Annotated in this window: 18 protein-coding genes; 7 read left to right on the forward strand and 11 right to left on the reverse strand. The window is 72.1% G+C overall.

Translation table 11 applies throughout. The features are described from left to right. Positions 1-271: 271 nt before the first annotated feature. Positions 272-802, reverse strand: coding sequence for a VOC family protein (locus tag ABT160_RS42135; RefSeq protein WP_351654342.1), 531 nt, complete (start codon positions 800-802; stop codon positions 272-274). A gap of 255 nt (positions 803-1,057) precedes the next feature. Between ABT160_RS42135 and ABT160_RS42140 the strand changes: the two genes are divergently transcribed. Continuing rightward, entirely contained in the window at positions 1,058-2,626 is a 1,569-nt protein-coding gene (locus tag ABT160_RS42140) for a multicopper oxidase family protein (RefSeq protein ID WP_351654344.1), read from the forward strand. A 76-nt stretch (positions 2,627-2,702) separates the two neighbouring features. Here ABT160_RS42140 and ABT160_RS42145 read toward each other — a convergent pair whose 3' ends face one another. The 3 genes from ABT160_RS42145 to ABT160_RS42155 form a co-directional block, all read right to left on the reverse strand. Then, a complete protein-coding gene (locus tag ABT160_RS42145; protein ID WP_351654345.1) occupies positions 2,703-3,875 on the reverse strand; it encodes an ABC transporter substrate-binding protein in 1,173 nt (390 codons plus the stop codon). Between the two features lie 110 nt (positions 3,876-3,985). Then, positions 3,986-4,789, reverse strand: coding sequence for a precorrin-6A synthase (deacetylating) (gene cobF, locus ABT160_RS42150; RefSeq protein WP_502984402.1), 804 nt, complete (start codon positions 4,787-4,789; stop codon positions 3,986-3,988). A 31-nt stretch (positions 4,790-4,820) separates the two neighbouring features. Next, the gene (locus ABT160_RS42155) at positions 4,821-6,206 is read right to left on the reverse strand and encodes a short-chain fatty acyl-CoA regulator family protein (protein ID WP_351654347.1); all 1,386 of its coding nucleotides are present in this window, start codon (positions 6,204-6,206) and stop codon (positions 4,821-4,823) included. A gap of 441 nt (positions 6,207-6,647) precedes the next feature. Here ABT160_RS42155 and aceA point away from each other — a divergent pair, with 441 nt between their 5' ends. After that, entirely contained in the window at positions 6,648-7,931 is a 1,284-nt protein-coding gene (gene aceA / locus ABT160_RS42160; protein WP_351654349.1) for an isocitrate lyase, read from the forward strand. Between the two features lie 168 nt (positions 7,932-8,099). Further along, positions 8,100-9,728, forward strand: a complete 1,629-nt coding sequence (aceB, locus tag ABT160_RS42165; RefSeq protein WP_351654350.1) for a malate synthase A — start codon at positions 8,100-8,102, stop codon at positions 9,726-9,728. 94 nt (positions 9,729-9,822) lie between these two features. Here aceB and ABT160_RS42170 read toward each other — a convergent pair whose 3' ends face one another. Beyond that, entirely contained in the window at positions 9,823-11,463 is a 1,641-nt protein-coding gene (locus ABT160_RS42170) for an APC family permease (RefSeq protein ID WP_351654352.1), read from the reverse strand. Positions 11,464-11,705: 242 nt separating this feature from the next. Between ABT160_RS42170 and ABT160_RS42175 the strand changes: the two genes are divergently transcribed. Next, positions 11,706-13,841 carry a PP2C family protein-serine/threonine phosphatase gene (locus tag ABT160_RS42175; RefSeq protein ID WP_351654354.1) on the forward strand — a complete coding sequence of 712 codons (2,136 nt, stop codon included), beginning with the start codon at positions 11,706-11,708 and terminating at the stop codon, positions 13,839-13,841. 69 nt (positions 13,842-13,910) lie between these two features. Next, entirely contained in the window at positions 13,911-14,210 is a 300-nt protein-coding gene (locus ABT160_RS42180) for a hypothetical protein (RefSeq protein WP_351654356.1), read from the forward strand. Between the two features lie 85 nt (positions 14,211-14,295). Here the strand turns inward: ABT160_RS42180 and ABT160_RS42185 are convergent, their stop codons facing one another. Both ABT160_RS42185 and ABT160_RS42190 read right to left on the reverse strand, forming a co-directional pair. After that, complete coding sequence (locus ABT160_RS42185; protein ID WP_351654358.1) at positions 14,296-14,568, reverse strand: DeoR family transcriptional regulator; 273 nt, start codon at positions 14,566-14,568, stop codon at positions 14,296-14,298. 53 nt (positions 14,569-14,621) lie between these two features. Continuing rightward, positions 14,622-15,857 carry a PTS transporter subunit EIIC gene (locus ABT160_RS42190; RefSeq protein ID WP_351654360.1) on the reverse strand — a complete coding sequence of 412 codons (1,236 nt, stop codon included), beginning with the start codon at positions 15,855-15,857 and terminating at the stop codon, positions 14,622-14,624. Between the two features lie 246 nt (positions 15,858-16,103). Here ABT160_RS42190 and ABT160_RS42195 point away from each other — a divergent pair, with 246 nt between their 5' ends. Then, positions 16,104-16,871: a GntR family transcriptional regulator gene (locus ABT160_RS42195; RefSeq protein ID WP_351654362.1), complete on the forward strand. Its 768-nt coding sequence runs from the start codon at positions 16,104-16,106 to the stop codon at positions 16,869-16,871. An 18-nt stretch (positions 16,872-16,889) separates the two neighbouring features. Here ABT160_RS42195 and ABT160_RS42200 read toward each other — a convergent pair whose 3' ends face one another. The 4 genes from ABT160_RS42200 to ABT160_RS42215 form a co-directional block, all read right to left on the reverse strand. Next, positions 16,890-17,993, reverse strand: coding sequence for a ligand-gated ion channel (locus ABT160_RS42200; protein WP_351654363.1), 1,104 nt, complete (start codon positions 17,991-17,993; stop codon positions 16,890-16,892). Positions 17,994-18,007: 14 nt separating this feature from the next. Then, positions 18,008-19,009: a ligand-gated ion channel gene (locus tag ABT160_RS42205; RefSeq protein ID WP_351654365.1), complete on the reverse strand. Its 1,002-nt coding sequence runs from the start codon at positions 19,007-19,009 to the stop codon at positions 18,008-18,010. Beyond that, the gene (locus ABT160_RS42210; protein ID WP_351654367.1) at positions 18,999-19,658 is read right to left on the reverse strand and encodes an EF-hand domain-containing protein; all 660 of its coding nucleotides are present in this window, start codon (positions 19,656-19,658) and stop codon (positions 18,999-19,001) included. The genes ABT160_RS42205 and ABT160_RS42210 overlap by 11 nt, the downstream gene beginning before the upstream one ends. A 205-nt stretch (positions 19,659-19,863) precedes the next feature. Next, on the reverse strand, positions 19,864-20,742 hold the full coding sequence (locus ABT160_RS42215; protein WP_351654368.1) for an SDR family oxidoreductase: 879 nt from the start codon (positions 20,740-20,742) through the stop codon (positions 19,864-19,866). A gap of 139 nt (positions 20,743-20,881) precedes the next feature. On the opposite strand from ABT160_RS42215, the gene ABT160_RS42220 reads away from it, so the two are divergent. Beyond that, the coding region (locus ABT160_RS42220) for an AAA family ATPase (protein ID WP_351654370.1) at positions 20,882-21,691 on the forward strand (810 nt) is incomplete at its 3' end.

The following is a 21,691-nucleotide window of genomic DNA, read 5'->3' on the forward strand; positions in this document are numbered from 1 at the left end:
CCGGGCCACGCCGCCACGTACTGCCGGGTCACCGCCATCGGCGCCGCGGTGACCCGGCCCGACGGGGTTCGGGTATCCCGTCGGACCCGCTCCCCGTCTCGGCATGGGACACAGCGGGGAGCGGACATTCGGGCTCACTGCCGAACCCGTCAGGCCCGGGTCCCCGCCCGCACGCCGGCGAAACACGGCGGGGAGGCACGGGTCCGGTCCGCGAACAGGTCCTCGACTTTCCCACGCCCGCAGTACCTGCACGAGTCGTCGGGCGGCGGGGTCAGCGCCAGTGGTTGTTGCTGGTGTGGTCGCCGGCGAGCCAGCGGGCGAGGTCGGAGTGCGCCGTGGCGCGTCGCTCGGCGTCGATCTTCTCCACGTCGGGGTGGTCGACGGCGAATTCCAGGATGAGCCCGTTGGGGTCCGTGACGTACAGCGAGACGCAGAAGCCGTGGTCGAGTACGTGGGCGTTCGCATCGGCGAAACCGGCCGCGGTGACGCGCTTGAGTATGGCTTCCTGGGTTTCCGTCTCGACCTTGAAGGCGATGTGGCGCAGCGGGGTGCGGTTGATGTCCGTCTTGAACTCCTCCTGGTCCTTCGGGTCGGCGAACTGGAAGAAGGCGAGCGCACTGCCGTCGGCCATGCCGTAGAGGGCGTGGCTGTAGGCGCGCTGTGCCCCGGAGAGGGTCTCGTGTTCGGTCCACGTGGCGATCAGGGGCAGGCCGATGACGTCCTCGTAGAAGTGCCGGTTGGCTTCTTGGTCGTCGGTGATCCATGCGTGGTGGTGAAGACGGAGCGGCAGGGCCTGGCTCATGTGGGGTCATCTCCGTTGGTCGGATGGAGTGTTGGACCGGAGGGCGGGGACGATGTCCGCCCTCCAATCAGAATGCCCCATACATCAGTTGAACGATAAATAAAAAATGAGCCATTGTTCGCGCGCCGGAGCAGCCGCGCTGCAGAGGCCCGTTGCTCGGGGTTGACCCTGGGGTGGCATCAGGGTTGCGGATGCGGGATCGTCGGGGGGCCGTCCCTGATGTGGCCGGGGCCCCTGTGGCGGGAGCCTCGGTGCATGACCCCGGCCATCGGAAGACCTCGCGCGTCACGTCTCAAGGCATCACGTCTCCAGCGGATCCTCGTCGCCCTCGGCGCGTTCGTCCTCGTGCTCGCGCTCGCCATCGGCGGCGGCGTGGCGTGGTTGTGGAGCGACGCGCACGTCAGCACGGTCGGTGCCGGGGAGTTCCGCAACGAGCTGGCGATACCGCCGCTCGCGCCGTCGCACGTCGACCCGAAGACCGGCCGGCGCGTCTTCGACCTGCGGATGCGGGAGGGCCACAAGGAGTTCAGGTCCGGCCGGCCGACGCACACCTGGGGGTTCAACGGTGACTACCTCGGCCCCACGCTGCGCGCGAAGCGCGGCGAGGAGGTCGAGGTGCGCGTACGGAACGGCCTGGGCGAGTCCTCCAGCGTGCACTGGCACGGGATGCACCTGCCCGCCCGGATGGACGGCGGCCCGCACCAGACGGTCGCCCCGGGCGGGAGCTGGGCACCGCACTGGAAGGTCGACCAGCCCGCGGCGACCCTCTGGTACCACCCGCACCCGCACGGCAAGACCGAGGACCACGTCCGCAGGGGACTCGCCGGGATGTTCCTGCTCGACGACGAGCAGAGCGCGGGGCTCGCCCTGCCACGCACCTACGGCGTCGACGACGTGCCGGTCATCGTGCAGGACGTGCGGTTCGACGGGGCGCGGTTCGACGGCGGCCACGAGCTGATGCGCAACGTCGGCTTCCTCGGCGACGAGACGATGGTCAACGGCACGCTCGACCCGCACCAGGTCGTGCGCGACGAACGCGTGCGGCTCAGGCTCCTCAACGCGTCGACGGCGCGCACCTACGACTTCGGGTTCTCCGACGACCGGGCCTTCGCCCTGATCGGTACGGACGGCGGTCTGCTCGAACGCCCCGTGACCAGGACCCGCGTACAGCTCTCGCCCGGCGAGCGTGCGGAGGTGGTGGTGCGGATGAAGCCGAAGGAGCGCACCGTCCTGCGGAGTTACCCGCAGGACAACTACGGGGACGGGTGGCAGCGCCGGTTCAGCGGCGGGGACGACTCCTTCGACGTACTGCAGTTGCGGGCGGCCGACACCCTGCGCCGCTCCCCCGCGATACCGGCGCGGCTGGCCGCTGCCGACGGGCCCGTGGCGAAGGACGCGGTACGGGGGCGCTACTTCGACCTGAAGATGAGCGGGATCAACGGGCGCAAGATGGACATGGGCCGCACGGACGAGACGGTGACGCGGGGGACGACCGAGGTGTGGACCGTGCACAACGGCAACGGGATGCCGCACAACTTCCACGTCCACGACGTCCAGTTCAGGATCCTGGAGGTCAACGGCCGGACGCCGCCACCCGAACTGCGCGGCCCCAAGGACACGGTCTTCCTGCCGCACGGGACGACGGTGAAGCTGGCCCTTCGCTTCGACGGCGGGCCCGAGTTCGCCGACCCGGCCGTCCCGTACATGTTCCACTGCCATCTGCTCTACCACGAGGACGGCGGAATGATGGGCCAGTTCGTGGTCGTCGACCGGGGGCAGGAAGCGCGGACGAAACCGGCGGCCGCAGGGCACCCGCACCACTGACCGCGTGCGGTTCCGGATCCACCGCGGCCCCGGATCGCTGCGGATCCGGGGCCGTACGGAAGATGGCGCGGGCGGGTCAGCCCTGGCGGCCGTCCTGGGAGACCGGGTGGGTGCCGAGGACGCCTTCCGGGTCCGCGGGGTTGACCCCGGTCACGTCGCCGACCAGCAGGTTGATACGGGCCTTGTAGCGGTCGAGGGCACCCCGGTCGTTCATGAACTCGCCCAGGCCGAGCGGGTTCATGTTGTCGTACTCGTTGATGCCCTGGCGGCCCTCGGGCGGGGCGACGTCGTTGCGGGCCGACCAGGTACCGATGTCGTTCTGCTGGGCCTCCTTCGACAGCAGCCAGCTCAGGTACAGCTGGGCCGCCGCCTTGTGGGGGGCGTCCTTCAGGATCGCGCCGGTCTGCGGCCAGGCGACCCACGGCGAGTTCTGCGGGAAGGAGAGCCGGGACGCGTCGCTCTGCACGCCCGCGCTGCCGAACGCGGCCACCAAGCCGTCGGTGCCGACGAGTTGGGCCGCGTCCTGGGTACCGCGCACCCATCGCGGGTTCTGTTCGATGAGCCGCTCGACGTAGTCCCAGCCGTAGGTGTCCGTCAGCTGCTTGAAGTAGTAGAGCACCGCGTCGTCGTCCTGCGGGAACGTGATGACGAGCTTGTCCTTGTACTCGGGCTTGAGGAAGTCCTGCGCCTCCACCGGCGCGTTGTCGCCCAGGGTCGTGGCGGTGACGTTCCCGAAGCCGAAGTAGAAGACCCCGGTGTAGAAGCCGTCCGCGTCCTTGATCGTGTCCGGTATCTGGTTCCAGCCCAGTGGCCGGTACTGCTCAAGGATCCCCTCCTCCTTCCAGCGCGGGAAGTCGTCGATGGTCTGGAAGTGGACCACGTCGGCCACCACGTTCCCGTTGTCGACCTGGTGGTCGATCCGGGCGTTGTGGTGCTTGCTGAAGTCGACCACGATGTCGATGTCGACCTCGGGGAACCGCTCGCGGAAGGCGTCGCGCAGATAGTCCGCCTGCCCCGGCTTGTCGCCGCCCGCGTAGACCACCAGGCCCCCGCCCTCCGCCCGTGCCTGCTCGTACAGCCGGGCCAGTTCCGCCTGCTCCTCGGCTTCCGTGGCCGCCGTGGTCCCGGCGGTGGGGGCGGTCGACGCGTTCGCGTCCTGCGCCCAGGCGCTGGAGGCGGTGACGGTGGTGGCGGCGGTGACCAGCCCGAAGGCCAGGGCGGAGGCGGCGAGGGGGCGCGTGGCGGTCATGGTGACGTCCTTCCGGTGGCGCGGGTCAGGAGAGTCAGGAGGGGGTGGGATTTCGTACTTGAACTCTCAAGCACTTCCCGCCATCACGCTAACCCGCCACCATTAGTCCGTCAATGTCCGTTTTCGACGTCACTTTCAGTAGTCATGCGGAGCAGATACGTGTCCATGATCCAGCCGTGGCGTTCGCGGGCCTCCGTGCGCACCTGCCGGATGCGCTCCGACACCTCGTTCAGGGGCCCCGCGATGAGCAGTTCGTCAGGCGTGCCGAGGTAGGCGCCCCAGTAGATCCAGACGTCGTCGCCCTCGACCCGGGTGAACGACTCGTGGGCGTCCAGCATGACCACGATGTCGCCGTCGTCGTTCTGGGCCACGTCCCCGAGGCGGCGGGCCGGGGTGATGTGGACCGGGCGGCCGACCTGGTTGAGGGGGATGCGGTGGCGGGCGGCGAGGGTGGAGACGCTGGTGATGCCGGGGAAGACCTCGACCCGCGGGCTGATCGCGCCGCGCGCCTCGATGTCGGCGAGGATGCCGAGGGTGCTGTCGTACAGGGACGGGTCGCCCCACACCAGGAACGCGCCGGTCTCCCCCTCCCCCAGTTCCTCGCGCAGCAGCCGCTCGAACAGCTCCCCGCGCCGCGTCCGCCAGTCCTGGACGGCCGAGGCGTAGTCGCTCCGGTCCATCGGCCGCCGCTCGCGGCTGGGGTCCTCCACCTCCACCACCCGGTAGGGGCCCTCCGCGTGCTCCTCGATCATCCGCAGGCGCAGGTCGGTGAGCGAGGCCTTCGCCGTCCCCTTGCCGACGAGGAAGAAGGCGTCGGCCCGGCGTATCGCCTTGACCGCGCCGAGCGTGAGGTGGTCGGGGTCTCCCGCTCCGATGCCGATGACGAGGACGGTGCGTTGTTGTTCCGTGATCATGGGAGGGAGTCTCGCAGGCGCGGGCCGCCCCTCAGTCCCGCACCGGGTACGGCACGAAGGTGCTGCTGTCGCGGTCGACGAGCAGCGGGCGGCCCAGTGGGGGCGCCGCGCGCTGGGGGCACTCCAGGCGTTCGCAGACGCGGCAGCCCATGCCGATGGGGGTGGCGGCGGCGGTGTTGGCGAGGTCGAGGCCGTCGGAGTAGACCAGGCGGTGCGCGTGGCGCACCTCGCAGCCGAGCCCGATGGCGTACGTGCGGCCTGGCTCGCCCCAGCGGGCGCGGTGGCGAGTCACCGTGCGGGAGACCCACAAGTACCTTTGCGTGTCGGGCATTTCGGCGATCTGGACGTGGATGGTGCCGGGGCTGGAGAAGGTCTCGTACACGTTCCAGAGCGGACAGGTGCCGCCCGCGCGGGAGAAGTGGAAGCCGGTGGCGGACTGGCGCTTGGACATGTTGCCGGCACGGTCGACGCGTACGAAGGAGAAGGGGACGCCGCGCAGGCGGGGGCGTTGCAGGGTGCTCAGGCGGTGGCAGACGGTCTCGTAGCCGAGGCCGTAGTGGTCGGTCAGGCGCTCGATGTCGTAGCGGGTCTCCTCGGCGGCGGTGTGGAAGGCGGCGTACGGAAGGATCAGCGCGGCGGCGAAGTAGCGGGCGACCCCGATGGCGGTCAGGGCGTGGGGCTGGGAGCCGGGCTCGAAGTCGTCGGCGGCCAGCCGGTCGATGTCCTTCTCGTGTTCGAGCAGGGCCAGTTGGGTCGCCATGCGGAACGCGCGCTGCCCGGGGCGCAGGCGCGGGGCGAGGTGCAGGGTGCGGGTCCCGGCGTCGTAGTAGTGCAGCCGCTCGCCGGCTGCGGAGGCCGTGCGGACGCCGTGGGCACCGCTCAGCCTCGCGGTCAGGGCGCCGATCACCTCGCCGGGGCGGATGGCGATGTCGGCGGCGAGGCGTTCGGCGGCCAGGTCGATGTCGTGGAGGTAGTTCTGGCGCCGGTAGAAGAAGTCGCGTACCTGCTCGTGGGGTGAGGCGCCCGTGGGCGCGGAGTCCGTGGCTCCGACGAGGCGCTCGGACAGCTCCTGGTTGCGCCGGCCGAGGGCGAGGAGCACCCGGGCAACTTCGGGCTGGCGGGTGGCGAGGTCGGCCAGGTCGCCGGCGGAGACCCGGGACTCGGCCATTTCCCCGGCCAGGGCCTCGCGCAGGTCGGCGACCAGGCGCGTGGTGTCGCGCTCGGAGAAGAAGCCGGGGTCGACGCCGAACGCCTCGGTCAGGCGCAGGAGTACGGGAACGGTCAGCGGGCGCGAGTCGTGCTCCATCTGGTTCAGGTAGCTGGGCGAGATGGCCAGGACCCGGGCCAGTTCCGCCTGGCTCATCCGGCGTTCCTCGCGCAGCCTGCGCAGGCGTGCCCCCGCGTACGTCTTGCCCACCGAGCCCCTCCCGTACCGTTCCGTGCTTTCCGTACCGTCCGGTGTCATCCGTGGCGTCAGCGTACGCGCACGAGGTACCTCCCCCGCCTTCGCAACCTTGGCAGAAGTCGTGGTCAAGATTGGCAGAACTTGGCGGGCGGCCAAGGTTGTTGGCACCCAGTGCCAGTGCCAGAGTCGTAGTGCGGCCCACCGGAACCGGCGGGTACCACCCGGAACCGAGACACGATTCATGCCCTGACGTCGGAGATCCTGGCAGCGGTGGCCCTTCGTACCGGCAGCATTGCTCACCTCCACCGGACTCGGCAGACGGTGGGCCGCACTCCACCGCATGACACTCCATCGCATGACTCACGAGTGACACACAGTGCCAAGCCCCTGCGCATCCGATGCGCGCTTGGCAGACGTCACAGGACACACAGAACCGAGGAGACGGTGACAGCCATGGCACAGGCGAGGACGCAGGCCGCCGAGGAGCTCGCACGGCGCTGGGCCACCGACCCCCGCTGGCAGGGCATCGAGCGCACCCACACCGCCGAGGACGTGCTCCGCCTGTCGGGCAGCGTGCGCGAGGAGCACACGCTCGCACGGCGCGGGGCCGAGCGGCTCTGGCGCGAGCTGCACGAGAACGACTACGTCCACGCGCTCGGCGCCCTCACCGGCGGCCAGGCCGTCCAGCAGGTCAAGGCGGGCCTCAAGGCCGTCTACCTGTCGGGCTGGCAGGTGGCCGCCGACGCCAACCAGGCCGGGCACACCTACCCCGACCAGAGCCTCTACCCGGCCAACTCCGTTCCCCAGGTGGTGCGCCGGATCAACAACGCGCTGCTGCGGGCCGACCAGATCGCCACCGCCGAGGGCGCGGGCGACACCACCGACTGGCTCGCGCCCATCGTGGCGGACGCCGAGGCCGGGTTCGGCGGTCCGCTCAACGCCTTCGAGCTGACCAAGGCCATGATCGAGGCGGGCGCGGCGGGCATCCACTACGAGGACCAGCTCGCCTCGGAGAAGAAGTGCGGCCACCTGGGCGGCAAGGTCCTGGTGCCGACGGCGCAGCACGTCCGCACCCTCAACGCGGCCCGGCTCGCCGCCGACATCGCCGACGTGCCCACCCTGATCGTGGCCCGCACGGACGCGCTCGCCGCGAACCTGCTCACCTCCGACGTCGACGAGCGCGACGCCGAGTTCGTCACGGGCGAGCGCACGGCGGAGGGCTTCCACCGCGTCCGGAACGGCATGGCGCCGGTCATCGCGCGGGGCCTGGCCTACGCCCCGTACGCCGACCTGATCTGGGTGGAGACCGGCACGCCCGACCTGGCGCAGGCGCGCGAGTTCGCCGAGGCGATCCACGCCGAGCACCCGGACCAGATGCTGGCCTACAACTGCTCGCCGTCGTTCAACTGGAAGGCGGCCCTGGACGACGACCGGATCGCCAAGTTCCAGCGGGAGCTGGGGGCGATGGGCTACCGGTTCCAGTTCATCACCCTGGCCGGGTTCCACTCGCTCAACCACGGCATGTTCGACCTGGCGCGCGGCTACGCGGAGCACGGCATGACGGCCTACGTCGACCTCCAGGAGCGGGAGTTCGCCGCCCAGGAGCACGGCTTCACCGCCGTCAGGCACCAGCGCGAGGTCGGCACCGGCTACTTCGACCTCGTCTCCACCGCGATCAACCCCGCCTCCTCCACGACGGCGCTGGCCGGGTCGACGGAGGAGGAGCAGTTCCACTGACCGGCCCCCGGGAGGCCTGAGGCCTCCCGCACCGCCCCGGCAGGAGCGGGTGGCGGCGGTCGGACAACCCCCGCCGCCGCCCTCCGCTAGCGCTCCCGCCCTCCGCTCACGTCCCGCCGCCACCCGCCCGCCCAGCACGAGTGGCCCGTCCGTCCCGAGGAGACCCCGATGACCGCCCTCGCCCCGCCGCACGAGATCCGCGTCCTGGCCGCACCCGGTCACCGGCACGACGAGATCCTCACCCCCGCCGCCCTGGACTTCCTCGCCCGGCTCACCGGCGCGTTCGCCAAGCGCCGCGCGGACCTGCTCAAGGAGCGCCGCCGACAGGCTCTGCGCCTCGCGACGGGCTCGCCGCTCGACTTCCCGCTGGTCACCACGGCCGTGCGCGCCGACCCGAGCTGGCGCGTCGCGCCACCGGCCCCCGGTCTGGAGGACCGGCGCGTGGAGATCACCGGGCCGCCCGAGCGGCGGATGGCGGTCAACGCCCTCAACTCCGGTGCCCGGGTGTGGATGGCGGACCTGGAGGACGCCACCGCGCCCACCTGGGACAACGTCATCGGCGGCCAGCTGACCCTGCTCGACGTGGTCGAGCGGCGCGTCGACTTCACCACGCCCGAGGGCAAGGAGTACCGCCTTCGCGACCGCCCCGCCACCCTGGTCGTGCGCCCGCGCGGCTGGCACCTGGACGAGGAGCACCTGGACTTCGGCGGGCAGCCGGTCCCGGCCGCGCTGGTGGACTTCGGCCTGTACTTCTTCCACTGCGCCCAGCGGCAGATCGATGCGGGGTACGGCCCGTACTTCTACCTCCCCAAGCTGGAGAACCGCTACGAGGCCCGGCTCTGGAACGACGTCTTCACCACCGCGCAGGACCTCCTCGGCATCCCGCGCGGCACGGTCCGGGCCACCGTGCTCATCGAGACGGTCACGGCCGCGTTCGAGATGGAGGAGATCCTCTACGAACTGCGCGAGCACAGCTCGGGGCTCAACGCGGGCCGCTGGGACTACCTGTTCAGCATCATCAAGACCTTCGGACACCGCAGCGACTTCCTGCTCCCTGACCGGGCGAAGGTGACGATGACGGCACCCTTCATGCGGGCCTACACCGAACTCCTCGTCCGCACCTGCCACCGGCGCGGCGCGCACGCCATCGGCGGCATGGCCGCGCAGGTCCCGCACCGGGACCCGGCGGTGCACGAGGCGGCGCTCGCCACGGTGCGCCTGGACAAGGAGCGCGAGGCCGAGGACGGCTTCGACGGCTCCTGGGTGGCGCACCCGGCCCTGGTCCCGGTGTGCCGGCAGGCGTTCGACACCGTGCTCGGCGAGCGGCCGCACCAGCAGGACCGTACCCGCGAGGACGTGGCGGTGGGGGCCGCGGAGCTGTTGTCCGTACGCCGGGTCAGCGGCCCGCCCACCCCGGAGGGCGTGCGCACCAACGTCTCCGTCGCCCTGCGCTACTTCGCGGCCTGGCTGGGAGGGAAGGGGGCGGTCGCGGTGGACGGGCTGATGGAGGACGCGGCGACCGCGGAGATCGCGCGCGTCCAGGTCTGGCAGTGGCTGCGGCATCGGGCCGTGGACCGCGGGACGGTGCTGCGGCTCCTCGACGAGGAGACGGAGGCGATCGGCGCCGCGTACCCCTGGGCGCCCCTCGACGGCATCCGCGAGCTCTTCGAGCAGACCGCGCTGAGTGCGGAGTTGCCGCAGTTCTTCACCCCGGGCGCCTACACGCGCCACCTGGTGCGCAGGGCAGATCGGGGTGACGACCGGACGACCGGGGGTGAGGCCCTGGTCGCGGGCTGAGGGGCCCGCTGCCGCACGGGGGTGAGGGACTCCCGCGCGGCGCCACAGGAGGGGGCGGGGAGCGTCCGGCGACGCTCCCCGCCCCCTTGGCGGTTCAGGCCGGCTGCAAGTCGGCCGCGCGTGCCGTCTCTTCGTGGGGCTCGCCCATGTCGGGGTCCGGTTCGGCCAGCCCCTGTTCGTGTGCCCGGATGCCCGCGCCCACGGCGAGGTAGTAGTAGGCGAGCGCGACGACCGCGACCAGGGCGATGTCCACGCCGCCCGGGATGACGCCGCTGCCGCCGAACTCCGCCGAGCCCAGCCACGACACCAGCGACACGGTGATCAGGAACCCGACGATCCACCAGGCGGGCGCGAACTGGCGGCGCAGGTCGCGCTCCCCCTTGCGGACCAGCACGAGCGCGGCGACCGGCGCGGCCATCAGGGTGAGGACGGTGACGATCCCGGTGTTGGGCCACTTCGACCAGTACAGGGCGCAGGCGGCGAAGACGAAGGTCAGCGGGGTGAGCAGCCGGGCGGCCGGGAGCCGGAAGGGGCGTGCCAGGCCCGGCTTGGTGCGGCGGAAGACGCCGATCGCGACGGGGCCGATCAGGTACGAGATCACCATGGCCGCCGAGATGATCGGGGCCAGTGTCTTCCAGCTGCGGCCGACGGTCAGCAGGAGCAGGACGGAGAAGCCGAGGTTCACCCACATCGCCGGGCGCGCGGTGCCGTACACCGGGTGGGTCCGGGCGAGCCGCTTCGGGAAGAAGCCGGTGGCGGCGAGGTTCTGCACCATGTACGCGGACGAGGCGACGTTGGCGATGTTGGAGCCGGCGGGCGAGACGAAGGCGCCGAACTGGAGCATCGTGACGACCCAGTGCAGCATCAGGACCTTGGCGAGGTCGGCGAAGGGGGAGTTGAAGTCGATGCCGGCCCAGCCGCCGGCTTCGGCGAGGCGCTCCGGCGGCACGGCGCCGAGGAAGGCGGCCTGCAGGGCCAGGTAGCTGACCAGGCCGAGGGCGAGCGCGCCGATCAGGGCGATCGGGATGGCGCGGCCGGGGTTCCTGGCGGCGCCGCCGAGGTTGACGACGGCCTGGAAGCCGTTGAAGGCGAAGACGACGCCGCAGGTGGTGACGGCGGTCAGGACGGCGCTCCAGCCGTGGGGCGCGAAGCCGCCGTGCGCGGTGAAGTTGGAGGTGTGGAAGCCGGAGGCCGTCAGGGCGACGACGGCGAGGACCGGGATGGCGAACTTGACCAGGGTCAGGACGGTGTTGGCGCGGGCCAGCAGCTGGACCGACCAGTAGCAGGTGAGCCACAGCAGTACGGTGAGCAGCAGGGCCACGGCCATGCCGGGCCCGCTCAGCTGGTGGTGGGCGTCGACCAGGCCGTGGGCCCAGGCGAAGTTCCAGGAGGACATGTACTGGGTCGCGGCGATCGACTCGATCGGGATCAGTGAGGCGACGGCGATCCACACGGCCCAGCCGGTGATGAAGCCCAGGACGGGGCCGTGGGACAGGCTGCCGTAGCGTGCCATGCCGCCGGGGATCGGGTAGGCGGCGCCCACTTCCGCGTACGACATGGCGATCATGCCGATGAACACGGCGCCGATCACCCAGGCGACGAGGGCGGCGGGTCCGGCGACCTGGGCCGCCGAACCGGCGCCGAAGAGCCATCCCGACCCGAAGATCGATCCGATGCCGATCATGATCAGGGCGAAGAGGCTGAGGCCCTTCCGGCCGGCCGCGCTCATGTCCATGGGGTGTCCGCCCGTCGGGGTCCGTGAGTGGGTGATACGTCATATCTACACGGCCTTTATCTGGGCCAAGAGGGACGAAGTGCCATAAAGACGGGCCGAAACGTCCTTGCCGCCGAGGTCACGGATGTTCATGAAGGTTCAACATCTCGCATTGCGAGCACGGTTACGGGCATCCCGGCCGCGCGGACCCGCACGGGTCTAACGTCAATGGCTTCCAGGAGCCGTTCTCGGAAGGCACGCACATGGACATCCCTCCGGACGCGCTCGCGCGGGTGCGGCTCTGCCTCCGCCAGGCCTGCGGGCCCTGGGAGTTGTCCTCCGCACTGGCCAACTCCTGCGTGTGGCTGGGGGTGGTGGGGTGGGCCCTGCTGCTCGCGCAGGACGACGGCAGCCACCTCTTCCCGTGCGGCATCGGTGCCCTGCCGGCGATGTGGCAGCCGCCCCTGCGTCCGCTGGAGCGCTCCGGGCCCTGGCCGGTGTGCCGGGCCGCGCTCGGACAGAGCTGGACCGGGCAGGGCATGGAACGCCCGTACCCGCTGCCCGCCGCCACCTCGCCCGCCGCCTCCGCCGCGCTGCCGCTGCGCAAGACGGAGGGCGCGCTGGTCGCCCTGAGGCCGGGGCAGGCCCCCTTCACGGACGAGGAGCAGGCCTTCCTCGCCTCGGTGGCCGACGAGGTCTCCGACGCGCTGCTCGGCCTGCCCCTGCCGCACCGCGCCGACGCCCTGCCACGGCTGCGGCAGGTCGAGCGCGGCGCGTTCGTCCTCGACCTCGGAGGGCAGAGCATCTCCTGCGACCGCGTCTTCGCCGAGCAGCACCGGCTGGCGGGACCGGGGCGCCATCCGCTGTCCCGCGTACTGGCCGCGCTGCCCGTCGCGGACCTGCCGCGGGCGGGGACGATCCTCGGGCAGCTGGCGGCGGAGCCCGACGCCTACGAGGTGATCTACCGCGTGCTCGGCGGCGCCGGGGTCCGTACCCTCCAGGCGCGCTGCTCCCCCCGCACCGACGCCGACGACCACGTGGTGCTCGCGGGACACGTCACCGACATCACGTACGAGACCGACCACGCCGCCTGGCTGGAGCAGCGCATGCACCAGCAGGTCCGCCGGGCCGAGCAGATAGGCGTCCTGGCGTCCGCGTGCGCCTCGGCCCGCACCACCGGTGAGCTCGCCACCGCCGCCCACGAGGTCCTGGCCGTCTTCGGCGCCGACGCCGTCGTGCTCGCCGAGGCCGTCGACGGCCGCCTCCGGCTCATGACGCACCACGGGCAGCACGGCCACCACCTGGAGGCCTTGCGCGACGTCGCGCTCTGCGCGGCGACCCCGCTGACCGACGCGCTGCGCGAGCACCGGCCCGTGTTCATCTCGTCCCACGACGACCTCGTGCAGGTGTACCCGCACTACGCGAACACGGCCCCGCGCCTGGACCGGCACGCCTGGGCAGCCCTGCCGGTCCCGGTGAGCGCGCCGGGGGCGCGCCCGACGGCGTGCCTGCTCTCCTTCTCCAGGCCACACGCGTTCACGGCGGAGGACCACGCCCTCCTGATCGCGGCGGCGGGCCTGCTCGGGCGGGCCCTGGAGCGCTGCCACGCCTGGGAGACCGAGCACACCCGGGCCCTGGAGCTCCAGCGCGGCCTGCTCCCCGCCCGGCTGACCGCACCGCCCGGGACCGAGCTGGCCGCCTCCTACCTCCCGGCCGCGGCGGGCGCCCACGCCGGGGGCGACTGGTACGACGCCCTCACCCTGGCCGACGGCCGGCTCCTGCTCGCCGTGGGCGACGTCGAGGGTCACGACACGCAGGCGGCCTCCCTGATGGGCCGGGTGCGCACCGCGATCCGCGCGTACGCGGCCCTCATCGACGACCCCGCCCTGCTGCTCCACCACACCAACCGGCTCCTGACCGAGGACAACGACGCCGACCCGGCCCGCTCGCGCACCGCCACCTGCTGCCTGTTGGTACTGGACCCGGCGACCGGCCGGCTGGACCACGCGAGCGCCGGGCACGCTCCCCCGCTGGCGTACGTCCCCCCGGGCGCGGACGATCCAGGCACGGACGGGCCGGGCGCGGACCACGGCCGACGGCGGTTCGAGGCCGAACCGGGCCTTCCGCTGGGCATCTTCGCCGACAGCGCCTACACCACGACGTCCCACCAGCTCCCGGAAGGGGCACAGCTCCTGCTCTACACGGACGGGTTGACCGACCGCTCCGGCGTCGATCCGGAGCGGGCGAGGGAGCTGCTGTACGGCGCGTTCCAGGAGGCCGCCTCCCTGCCCGTCACGCACGCGCTCGGCCACGTCACCGACCGCTGCCTGTCCCGGTCACGCCCGGACGACGACTGCGCACTGCTGCTCGTGCGGTGCGTGCGCCATGTCACGCGGTAGCTCCGGTGTGTTCCTTCTCGCACGTGTGAGGGGCGGGGCACCGCCTCTGACCGGGCAGGATGGTGGGCGATGAGTACTACAGCAATGACGGCAGCCGCCACACCGATCTACGAGAGCCTGGTCCACGAGCGCGGTGACGCGCTGGCCGAGACCCGCCGCGCGGCGGAGCAGACGCACACCGAGGCGCGAGAGGCCCTCGACTGGAGCGCGGTGCGGAACACCGAGCGGGAGCCGGATTCACGTACCCCCTCCGGCGGCTTCCAGGGCCCGACGGACCTGTTCCAAGGCCCGACGGACCTGACGGACGCGACGGACCGGAACGAGGTCGAGGCAGAGGGCGCCGGAGCGGGGCCGGGCTCCGAGCAGTGACCGGCCGCCGGGCCTGACGTACGGCCGGTCGCGGCTGGCGGGAGTTTCCCCGGACGCGGCCCCATGGACCGTCCCCACCGGCCGCTCAGTCGCGCCGGGCCTCCCCGGCCGCGGTGCAGTGCAGGCGCGCCGCCACCCACGGGGCCACCGCGCCGCCGCGTACGCGCCGGACCTGGTCGTGGTCGGCGAGGTACTGGAGGTCCCGGTGCACGGTCATCACGCTGACGTCGAGTTCGGCCGCCAGGGCGCGCAGGGAGACGTGCCCCTTCTTCATGGCCTCGCGGGCGATGTGGGTGCGCCGCGCCTGCGCGGTGGGCTTGCCCGTGGCGAGTCGGATCTGGTGGGTGCTGTGCGGCATGGCGGGTCACGGCTCCTGTCGGACGGCTGGCGGGGCGTGGCAGGACGGCGGGGTCAGTTCTTGTCGGCGGCCTCGACCAGGGTGTCCTCGGGCTCGCGGCCCGGGGTGGGGAGGTCGAACCTGGTGATCACGAAGCGGAAGACCACGTAGTAGAGGGCCGCGAAGCACAGTCCGATCGGGATGATCAGCCACGGCCTGGTGGCGTGCGACCAGTTGAGCGCGTAGTCGAACAGGCCCGCGGAGAAGGTGAAGCCCGCCTTCACGCCCAGGGCCATCGTGACGAACATCGACAGGCCGGTCAGCAGGGCGTGGATGCCGTAGAGGACCGGGGCGATGAACATGAAGGAGAACTCCAGCGGTTCGGTCACCCCGGTGACGAGGGCGGTGAGCCCGATGGAGACCATCATGCCGGTGACGGCCTTGCGGCGTTCGGGGCGGGCGCAGTGCGCGATGGCCAGGCCGGCGGCGGGCAGCGCGAACATCATGATGGGGAAGAAGCCGGTCATCCACATGCCGGCCGAGGGGTCCCCGGCGAGGAAGCGGGCGATGTCGCCGTGGACCTCGTGTCCGGTGGCGTCGGTGTAGCTGCCGAACTGGAACCAGCCGTAGGTGTTCAGGAGCATGTGCATCCCGAAGGGGATGAGCAGGCGGTTGATGACGCCGTAGATTCCGGAGCCGACCGCGCCGTTGGACGACAGCCACTCGGCGAAGCTGTTGAGGCCGTTGCCGATCGGGCCCCACATGAGTCCGAAGGCGACCGCGAGGAGCAGTCCCGCGAAGGACATCAGGATGGGTATCAGGCGCCGCCCGCTGAAGAAGCCGAGCCAGTCGGGGAGCTTGGTGCGGTGGTACTTCTGCCACAGGACGGCGGTGACCAGGCCGACGACGATGCCCCCGAGGACGCCGGGGTCGGTGGGCTTGCCGGTGACGTCGTTGGGGAACGCCTCCAGGACCTTGCCGAAGACCAGGTACCCGGCGAGGGCCGCGAACGCGGTCGAGCCGTCGGACTTCTTCGCGTACCCGATGGCCACGCCGACGCAGAAGAGCAGCGGCAGGGCGCCGATCAGCGCGTTGCCCGCGTTGCCGAAGACCTCCGCGGCCTTGCTCCAGCCCAGGCCGTCCTTGCCGAAGACGTCCGGCTGGCCGAGGCGCACCATCACGCCCGCGGCCGGGAGCGCGGCCACGGGCAGCTGGAGACTCCGGCCGATCTTCTGCATGCCCTTGATGGCACCGGAGCCGCGCCTGGCCCTGGGGGCGGGTGGGGCCTGGGCGGTGGTGGTCTCGTTCATGGCCGTGCTCTTCCCTTGGGCTTCCTTACCAATTGCAGACCAAGACTAGACCAGTGGTTCACGCGGAATGGACGGGCAGGGCGGCCGCGGGACCTTCTCGGCGGCTTCACCGACGCAGGTCCCCGGACAGGGGGTCGAAGTCCCCTCGCACGGATGCGCCCCGGGACGGCGAGGACGGACGGGGGAAGGGGAGGAAAGCGACGGGAGAGACGCCGGGTACGGGACGGGCTGACGGATACTGAAGGCGTGAAACAGCCCCTCGACCTGCACCCGGTCCTGCGCGACGGGTCCCGGCCCATCCAGGAACAGGCGCGCGACGCCCTCGCCAGGTCCCTCGCCGCCGCCGTCGCCGACGGGCACCTGGCTCCGGGTGCGCGCCTGCCCGCCGAGCGCTACCTGTGCGACCGCCTGGGCGTCAGCCGCGCCACCCTGCGCAAGGCCCTGCAGGCCCTGGAGGAGGACGGACAGGTGGTCTCCACCGAGCGGGCCGGCTGGCACCTCAGCCGCCCGACCGCCCCCTCCTTCCAGCACACCGACCACTCGGTCGGCAACCTCGCCGACTACGCGCGCACCCTGGGCTTCACCCCGAGCGCCCGCGTGCTGGCCGCCCGACTGCGCCCCGCCGGTTTCGACGAGGCGGAGAAGCTGGCCGTGCTGCCCGGTGCGGAGGTCTTCGAGCTCGAACGGGTGCGCCTCTTCGACGACTTGGTGATGTGCCACTCCCACAGCCTGGTGCCCGCCGAACGCGCTCCGGGCATCACGGAGCCGGACTACCGCCACGCGTCGCTGTTCACCGAGCTGACCCGCCGCGGGATCGTCCCCTCCCAGGCCCGCTACACGGTCCACGCCGCCCTCGTACCGCCCGAGCGGGCTCCCCTGCTCGACCTCGCGGAGGGGGCGCCCGTCCTGCACACCGAGCAGCTCACCGTCGACCAGCACGGGCGCCCCTGCGAGTTCAACCGGTCCGTGTACCGCGCCGACCGCTACCGCTTCCACGCCACCCTCGCCCCCTGAGGCCCACCGGCCCGCGCTTCAGGGCCAGGTCATGCACGCACCGGCGCCGCCGGGGCACGGTGTGATGGGCAGCGTGTGCGGGTCGCCCCCGCCGTGCTGGGCCAGCCACAGGATGACCGCGGTGGCCCCCAGGTAGCTCGTCGTCGTCAGCAGGAAGCACCAGCGGTTGAGGCGGCGCACCGCGTCGTCGGTGGCGCCCTTGGTGATCAGGCGCCAGGTCAGCGCCGTGACCGCCGCGGACGCGCAGGCGTACACCAGGCCGGCGATCATGAGCAGGTCCACCGAGGTCAGCTCGGTGGTGCTCAGCTGCTCGTGCGCCTGCTGGGAGTTGAAGACGATGGTCAGCACCGCCGCGCCTGCCAGGCCCAGACGGCCGAGCAGTACGGAAGTGATGCGCAAGGTGAACAGGTAGTTGACGGCCGAGGCGATCACCCCGGCCCACAAGGGCGCCTGCAGGGGGACGAGCGACGTCCAGTCCTGTCGCGCCAGGACGACGGTCGCGGTCAGGGTGTTCCACCGCACCGGCGCGCGCGGGTCGTAGGTCGGGTCACCGCCCGCGTAGGCCGTGGTCAGGTATCCGGGGGTGACCCGGAAGCCCCGTACGCGCAGACCGTCGATGCCCAGTCCCGGGGCGATGCCGCTGTCGGCGGTCGCGGCGGACGCGCGGACGTCGGAGGTGGTCGCGTAGCCGACCCCGATGACGAGCTGGAGGACCTGGCGGTCGAAGGGGTAGTCGGCCATGGACCACGACTTGCGGAAGACGCCCTTGACCCGCACGGCGCGGTAGTGCCCGGCGGGGGTGTCGCTGACGCGGACGGGTCCGAGGCGGGTGCTCACTCCGTTGACCGTCCAGAAGTGCTCGGCCGCGCCGGTGCGCGAGGACCGGTCGCACAGCGACCACAGGGTGAAGTCGACCGCGAACGTGCCCCGTTCGACGTCGAAGTCCCGCAGGCCGTGCACGTAGACGCCGTAGGAACAACTACGCCGGGCGTCGGACGGGGAGGAGTGGGCGGTCGGGGCGGGGCCGAGCAGGAGCACGGCGGCGACGGCGCAGAGCGTGAGGAGGCGTACGGCGGGGGGCGTACCTCCGGCCGTGCCCCTCTTGCCTCTCTTGTTCCTCATGCGGACCGTGCCCGTCACGAGGGGAACCAGTCGCGCGTCAGCAGGACGACGTTGGTCGTCCCGTAGGCGAGCAGCGCGACGAACGCCACGCGGCGGTTGAGCTGCTTCAGGCGCAGCACGTGCTGCATGCGGACCAGCCGGTGCCAGCACACGACGGTGGCCGCGACCGCCACCAGGACGAAGGCCAGGCCGGCCAGGTGCAGCAGGTCGATCAGGGCGAGGGTGGTCAGGCCCAGGTCCGTGTGGGTGGACTGCATGTTGATGACGACGGCGAAGAGCCCCGAGCCGGCCAGGCCGAGCCGGGCCAGCATCACGTCGCTGTCCCGCGACGTCATCAGGAAGGTGATCGCGGTGACGGCCACCGATATGTACAGCGGCGTGATCAGGGTGAGGAACCCGATGTAGCCGCTGCGGCGCAGGTCCACCGTCGCGGTCAGCCCCGGGTAGGCCGTGTCCGGCCCGCCGCGCCCGGGCGCGCCGAGCCCGCCCGGGTAGCGCGTGAGGGAGGGGGCGACGCCGAAGGCGGTGACGGAGTAGTCCCCGGGGTCGAGCGTGCTCAGCGCGTGCGAGCCCGTGCGGTCGACGGTGAAGGAGGACGCGGACGGGAGCGCGGTGGGGTGGAAGGAGATGGTGAGGCGGTGCCGGTCGAAGGGGAACGCCGAGGTGTCCCAGTCGTGGTGGAAGGTGCCGTTGAACGTCGTGATCGTCCAGCGCCGGCCGGCCACCGTGCGCGTGTCGCTGACGTCGACCCGTACCCGGATCGCGTCGGTGAACTCCGGTTCCGCGATGGGGTCGGGCCCGGGCCGGGACGGGCAGGTGGACCACAGGTCGAACTTGGCGGAGAAGCTGTCGTGCGCCGGGTCCAGCGCGTAGAGGTCCGAGAGGAGCATGCCGACCTCGCAGGTGTGCCGGGTGTCGGCGGCGCGTGCGGGAGCGGCCATCAGCGCGGGCGCGGCCAGGGCCAGCAGGACCAGCAGCAGCCGGGCGGCCGGGCCGCGGCGGCGCTCAGTCGGCACCGGCACGCTCCCGTTCCGCGGGACGCAGCCACGGCGGCGGGCCGAAGAGCCAGTTCCCGGGGCGTTCGCGCGGGCCGGGGGTGAAGTAGTCCCGTACGGCCTGGCGTATCTCGCCGTGCTCCAGGTAGCCGCTGCCGTCCAGGTCCAGGTGCTCGAAGGCGAGGTCGGCCTCGGCCTCGGGGACGCCGAAGCCCGCGTCGAGGAGCGCCCGGAACTCGGTGTTCTCCACGCGCCCGTCCCCGTCCTGGTCGGCGACCTCGGCCAAGGCCACGGCCATGGCGTCGAGGCAGCGAACGAAACCCCTGGGGTCGGTGGCCGCCTGGGTGGCGAGGTTGGCGCAGAACTGCCGCTCGTCCACCGCGCCGACGTCCTGGCCGACCCCCAGCAGCCAGAGGTGCTGGGACCGGCGCAGCCGCTTCTTGTAGTGGCCGCCCAGGCCGTGCAGGTCGAAGGTGCTGGCGAGCCGGGCGCTCGCCGCCACGTGGTCGTGGAAGTCCACCCGGCGGTCGCCGTTGGTGTCGAGGCAGCGGAAGTAGCGCACCCAGCGCGCGGTGCAGTCGGCCTCACGCTGTGCGGCGAGTTCTTCGGGTACGGAGGCCTCCGACGGGTCGCGTTTGCGCCACCACCAGTCCCCGCCCGACCAGAACACGTACGAACCCCTCCGTCATGGCGTTCCCCACCGCGCGTTACGTCCGGACCACTCCCGGTCCGGCCCCTCACGTCCCTTCTGTCCTGCCCAGATCCATGCGGCCGGAACTGACCGGTCCGAGGGGTGCGGGAGCGCCCGGCGCGACGACGCGCACCGGCGTACGCCTCCGGTGCGCGTCCGGCGCCCGTGGCGGGCACCACCGCGCTCAGGCCCCTCCTCCAGCCTTCGCCGCCGGGTTGATCACGTGTGCGTAGTCGCGGGCGAAGTCCGTCACGTCGCGCGCCGGCCGCCCCGTCAGGTCGCTCACGCACGCGTGCACGGCGGCGGCCTCGCCCCGGGCGTAGTGGGCGTAGTCCTCGACGAGCCCTTCGAGCTGCCACGGCGGAAGGACGCCGGACAGCGCGGCGGTGAACTGGTCGGCGGGCGTGTCGTGGAACGTGACGTCCAGGCCGGTAGCGGCGGACAGCGCCCGGGCGATCTCGATGTGGGTCACGGCGCGCGGCCCGGTCAGCGTGTACGTACGGCCGGTGTGCCCCGGGGTCGTCAGCACGACCGCGGCGGCGTCGGCGATGTCCCGGGTGTCGACGGCGCTGACGGCGGCGTCGCCGATGGGCGCGGGAAGGATGCCCTTCGCGATGGTGTCCGCGAGGCCGAGGAGCGCCTGGAGGTAGAGGTTGGGGCGCAGCACGGTGTGGTCGAGCCCGAGGCCGGCCAGGTGCGCCTCGACCTCGGCGTGCCAGCGCAGGAACCGTACGGGCGAGTCGGCGCGGGCCGCGTACTGGGAGAGCAGGACGAGTCGGCGCACCCCGTTGTCGCGGGCGAGGTCGGCGAACGACTTCTGGAGCTCGGCGGCGTCGGGCGCCGACGGACTGTTCAGGAAGGCCGCGTCGACGCCCTTCAGCGCGGCGCCGACCGAGGCGGGGTCCCGCAGGTCGGCGACGACGTTCTCGACGCCGGATACGGGGCGCGCGGCGTCGCGGACCATGGCGCGGACCGTGACGCCACGGCCGCGCAGGGCGCGGATCAGCTCGGAACCGACGGTGCCGGTCGCTCCGGTCACGAGGACGGTGGGAGTGTTGCTCATGGTGTGTGCCTGCCTTCGCGGGTCTGTTCGGTCTGTTCGGTCTGTTCGCGTTGCCCTCACGATGCCGCCGGGCCGGTGCCGCTCGCGTCGGTGAACACCACCTACTCGCGACACCGACGTCGCCGTTAGGGTTCGGATCATGTCCACGACGTCCCCCCGCCCGCTGGTCGGCCGCCACGACGAGACCGCCCGCCTCCGCGCCCTGCTTGCCGAGGCTGAGCGGGGCGAGGGAGGGGCGCTGGTCCTGCGCGGCGAGCCGGGGATCGGCAAGAGCGCGCTCCTCGACCACCTGGCGCACGGGGCGCGGGAGCGCTTCCGGGTCATCCGCGCGTCGGGGACGGAGTTCGAGGGCGAACTCCCCTTCGCGGCACTGCACCAGCTGTGCCTGCCGGTCATGGCATACGCAGACGGGCTCGCCGCCCCGTACCGCGGTCACCTCGGTGTCGCGTTCGGGCTGGCCGACGGCGAGCCCGACCCCTTCCGCGTCGGGCTGGCCGCGCTCGACCTCCTGGCGAACGCCGCCGCCGAGCGGCCCCTGCTCTGCGTCGTCGACGACGCGCACTGGCTGGACAGCGCCTCGGCGGGGGCACTGACCTTCCTGGCCAGGCGCCTCGCGGCCGAGCCGGTCGCGATGGTGCTCGCGACCCGCGGCCCGGGCCTGACACCCGGCATCGACGAGTTGCCGGGCATCACGGTCGGCGGCCTGGGAGACACGTACGCACGCGAGTTGCTGGCCTGGGAGAGGACGGTGACGCTCGACGCACGGGTCCGCGACCGCCTCCTCGCCGAGGCGCGCGGGAACCCGCTGGCGCTGATCGAGTTGCCGAAGGCGGGCGGCTTCGCGCTGCCCGCGCCCTCGCCCGTCGCGAGCCGCATCGAGCAGAGCTTCCAGGCCAGGGCGGCCGAACTGCCGCCGGACGCAAGACTGTTGCTCGTCCTCGCCAGTGCC

Source organism: Streptomyces sp. NPDC001941 (assembly GCF_040296945.1).
Classification (GTDB): Bacteria; Actinomycetota; Actinomycetes; order Streptomycetales; family Streptomycetaceae; genus Streptomyces.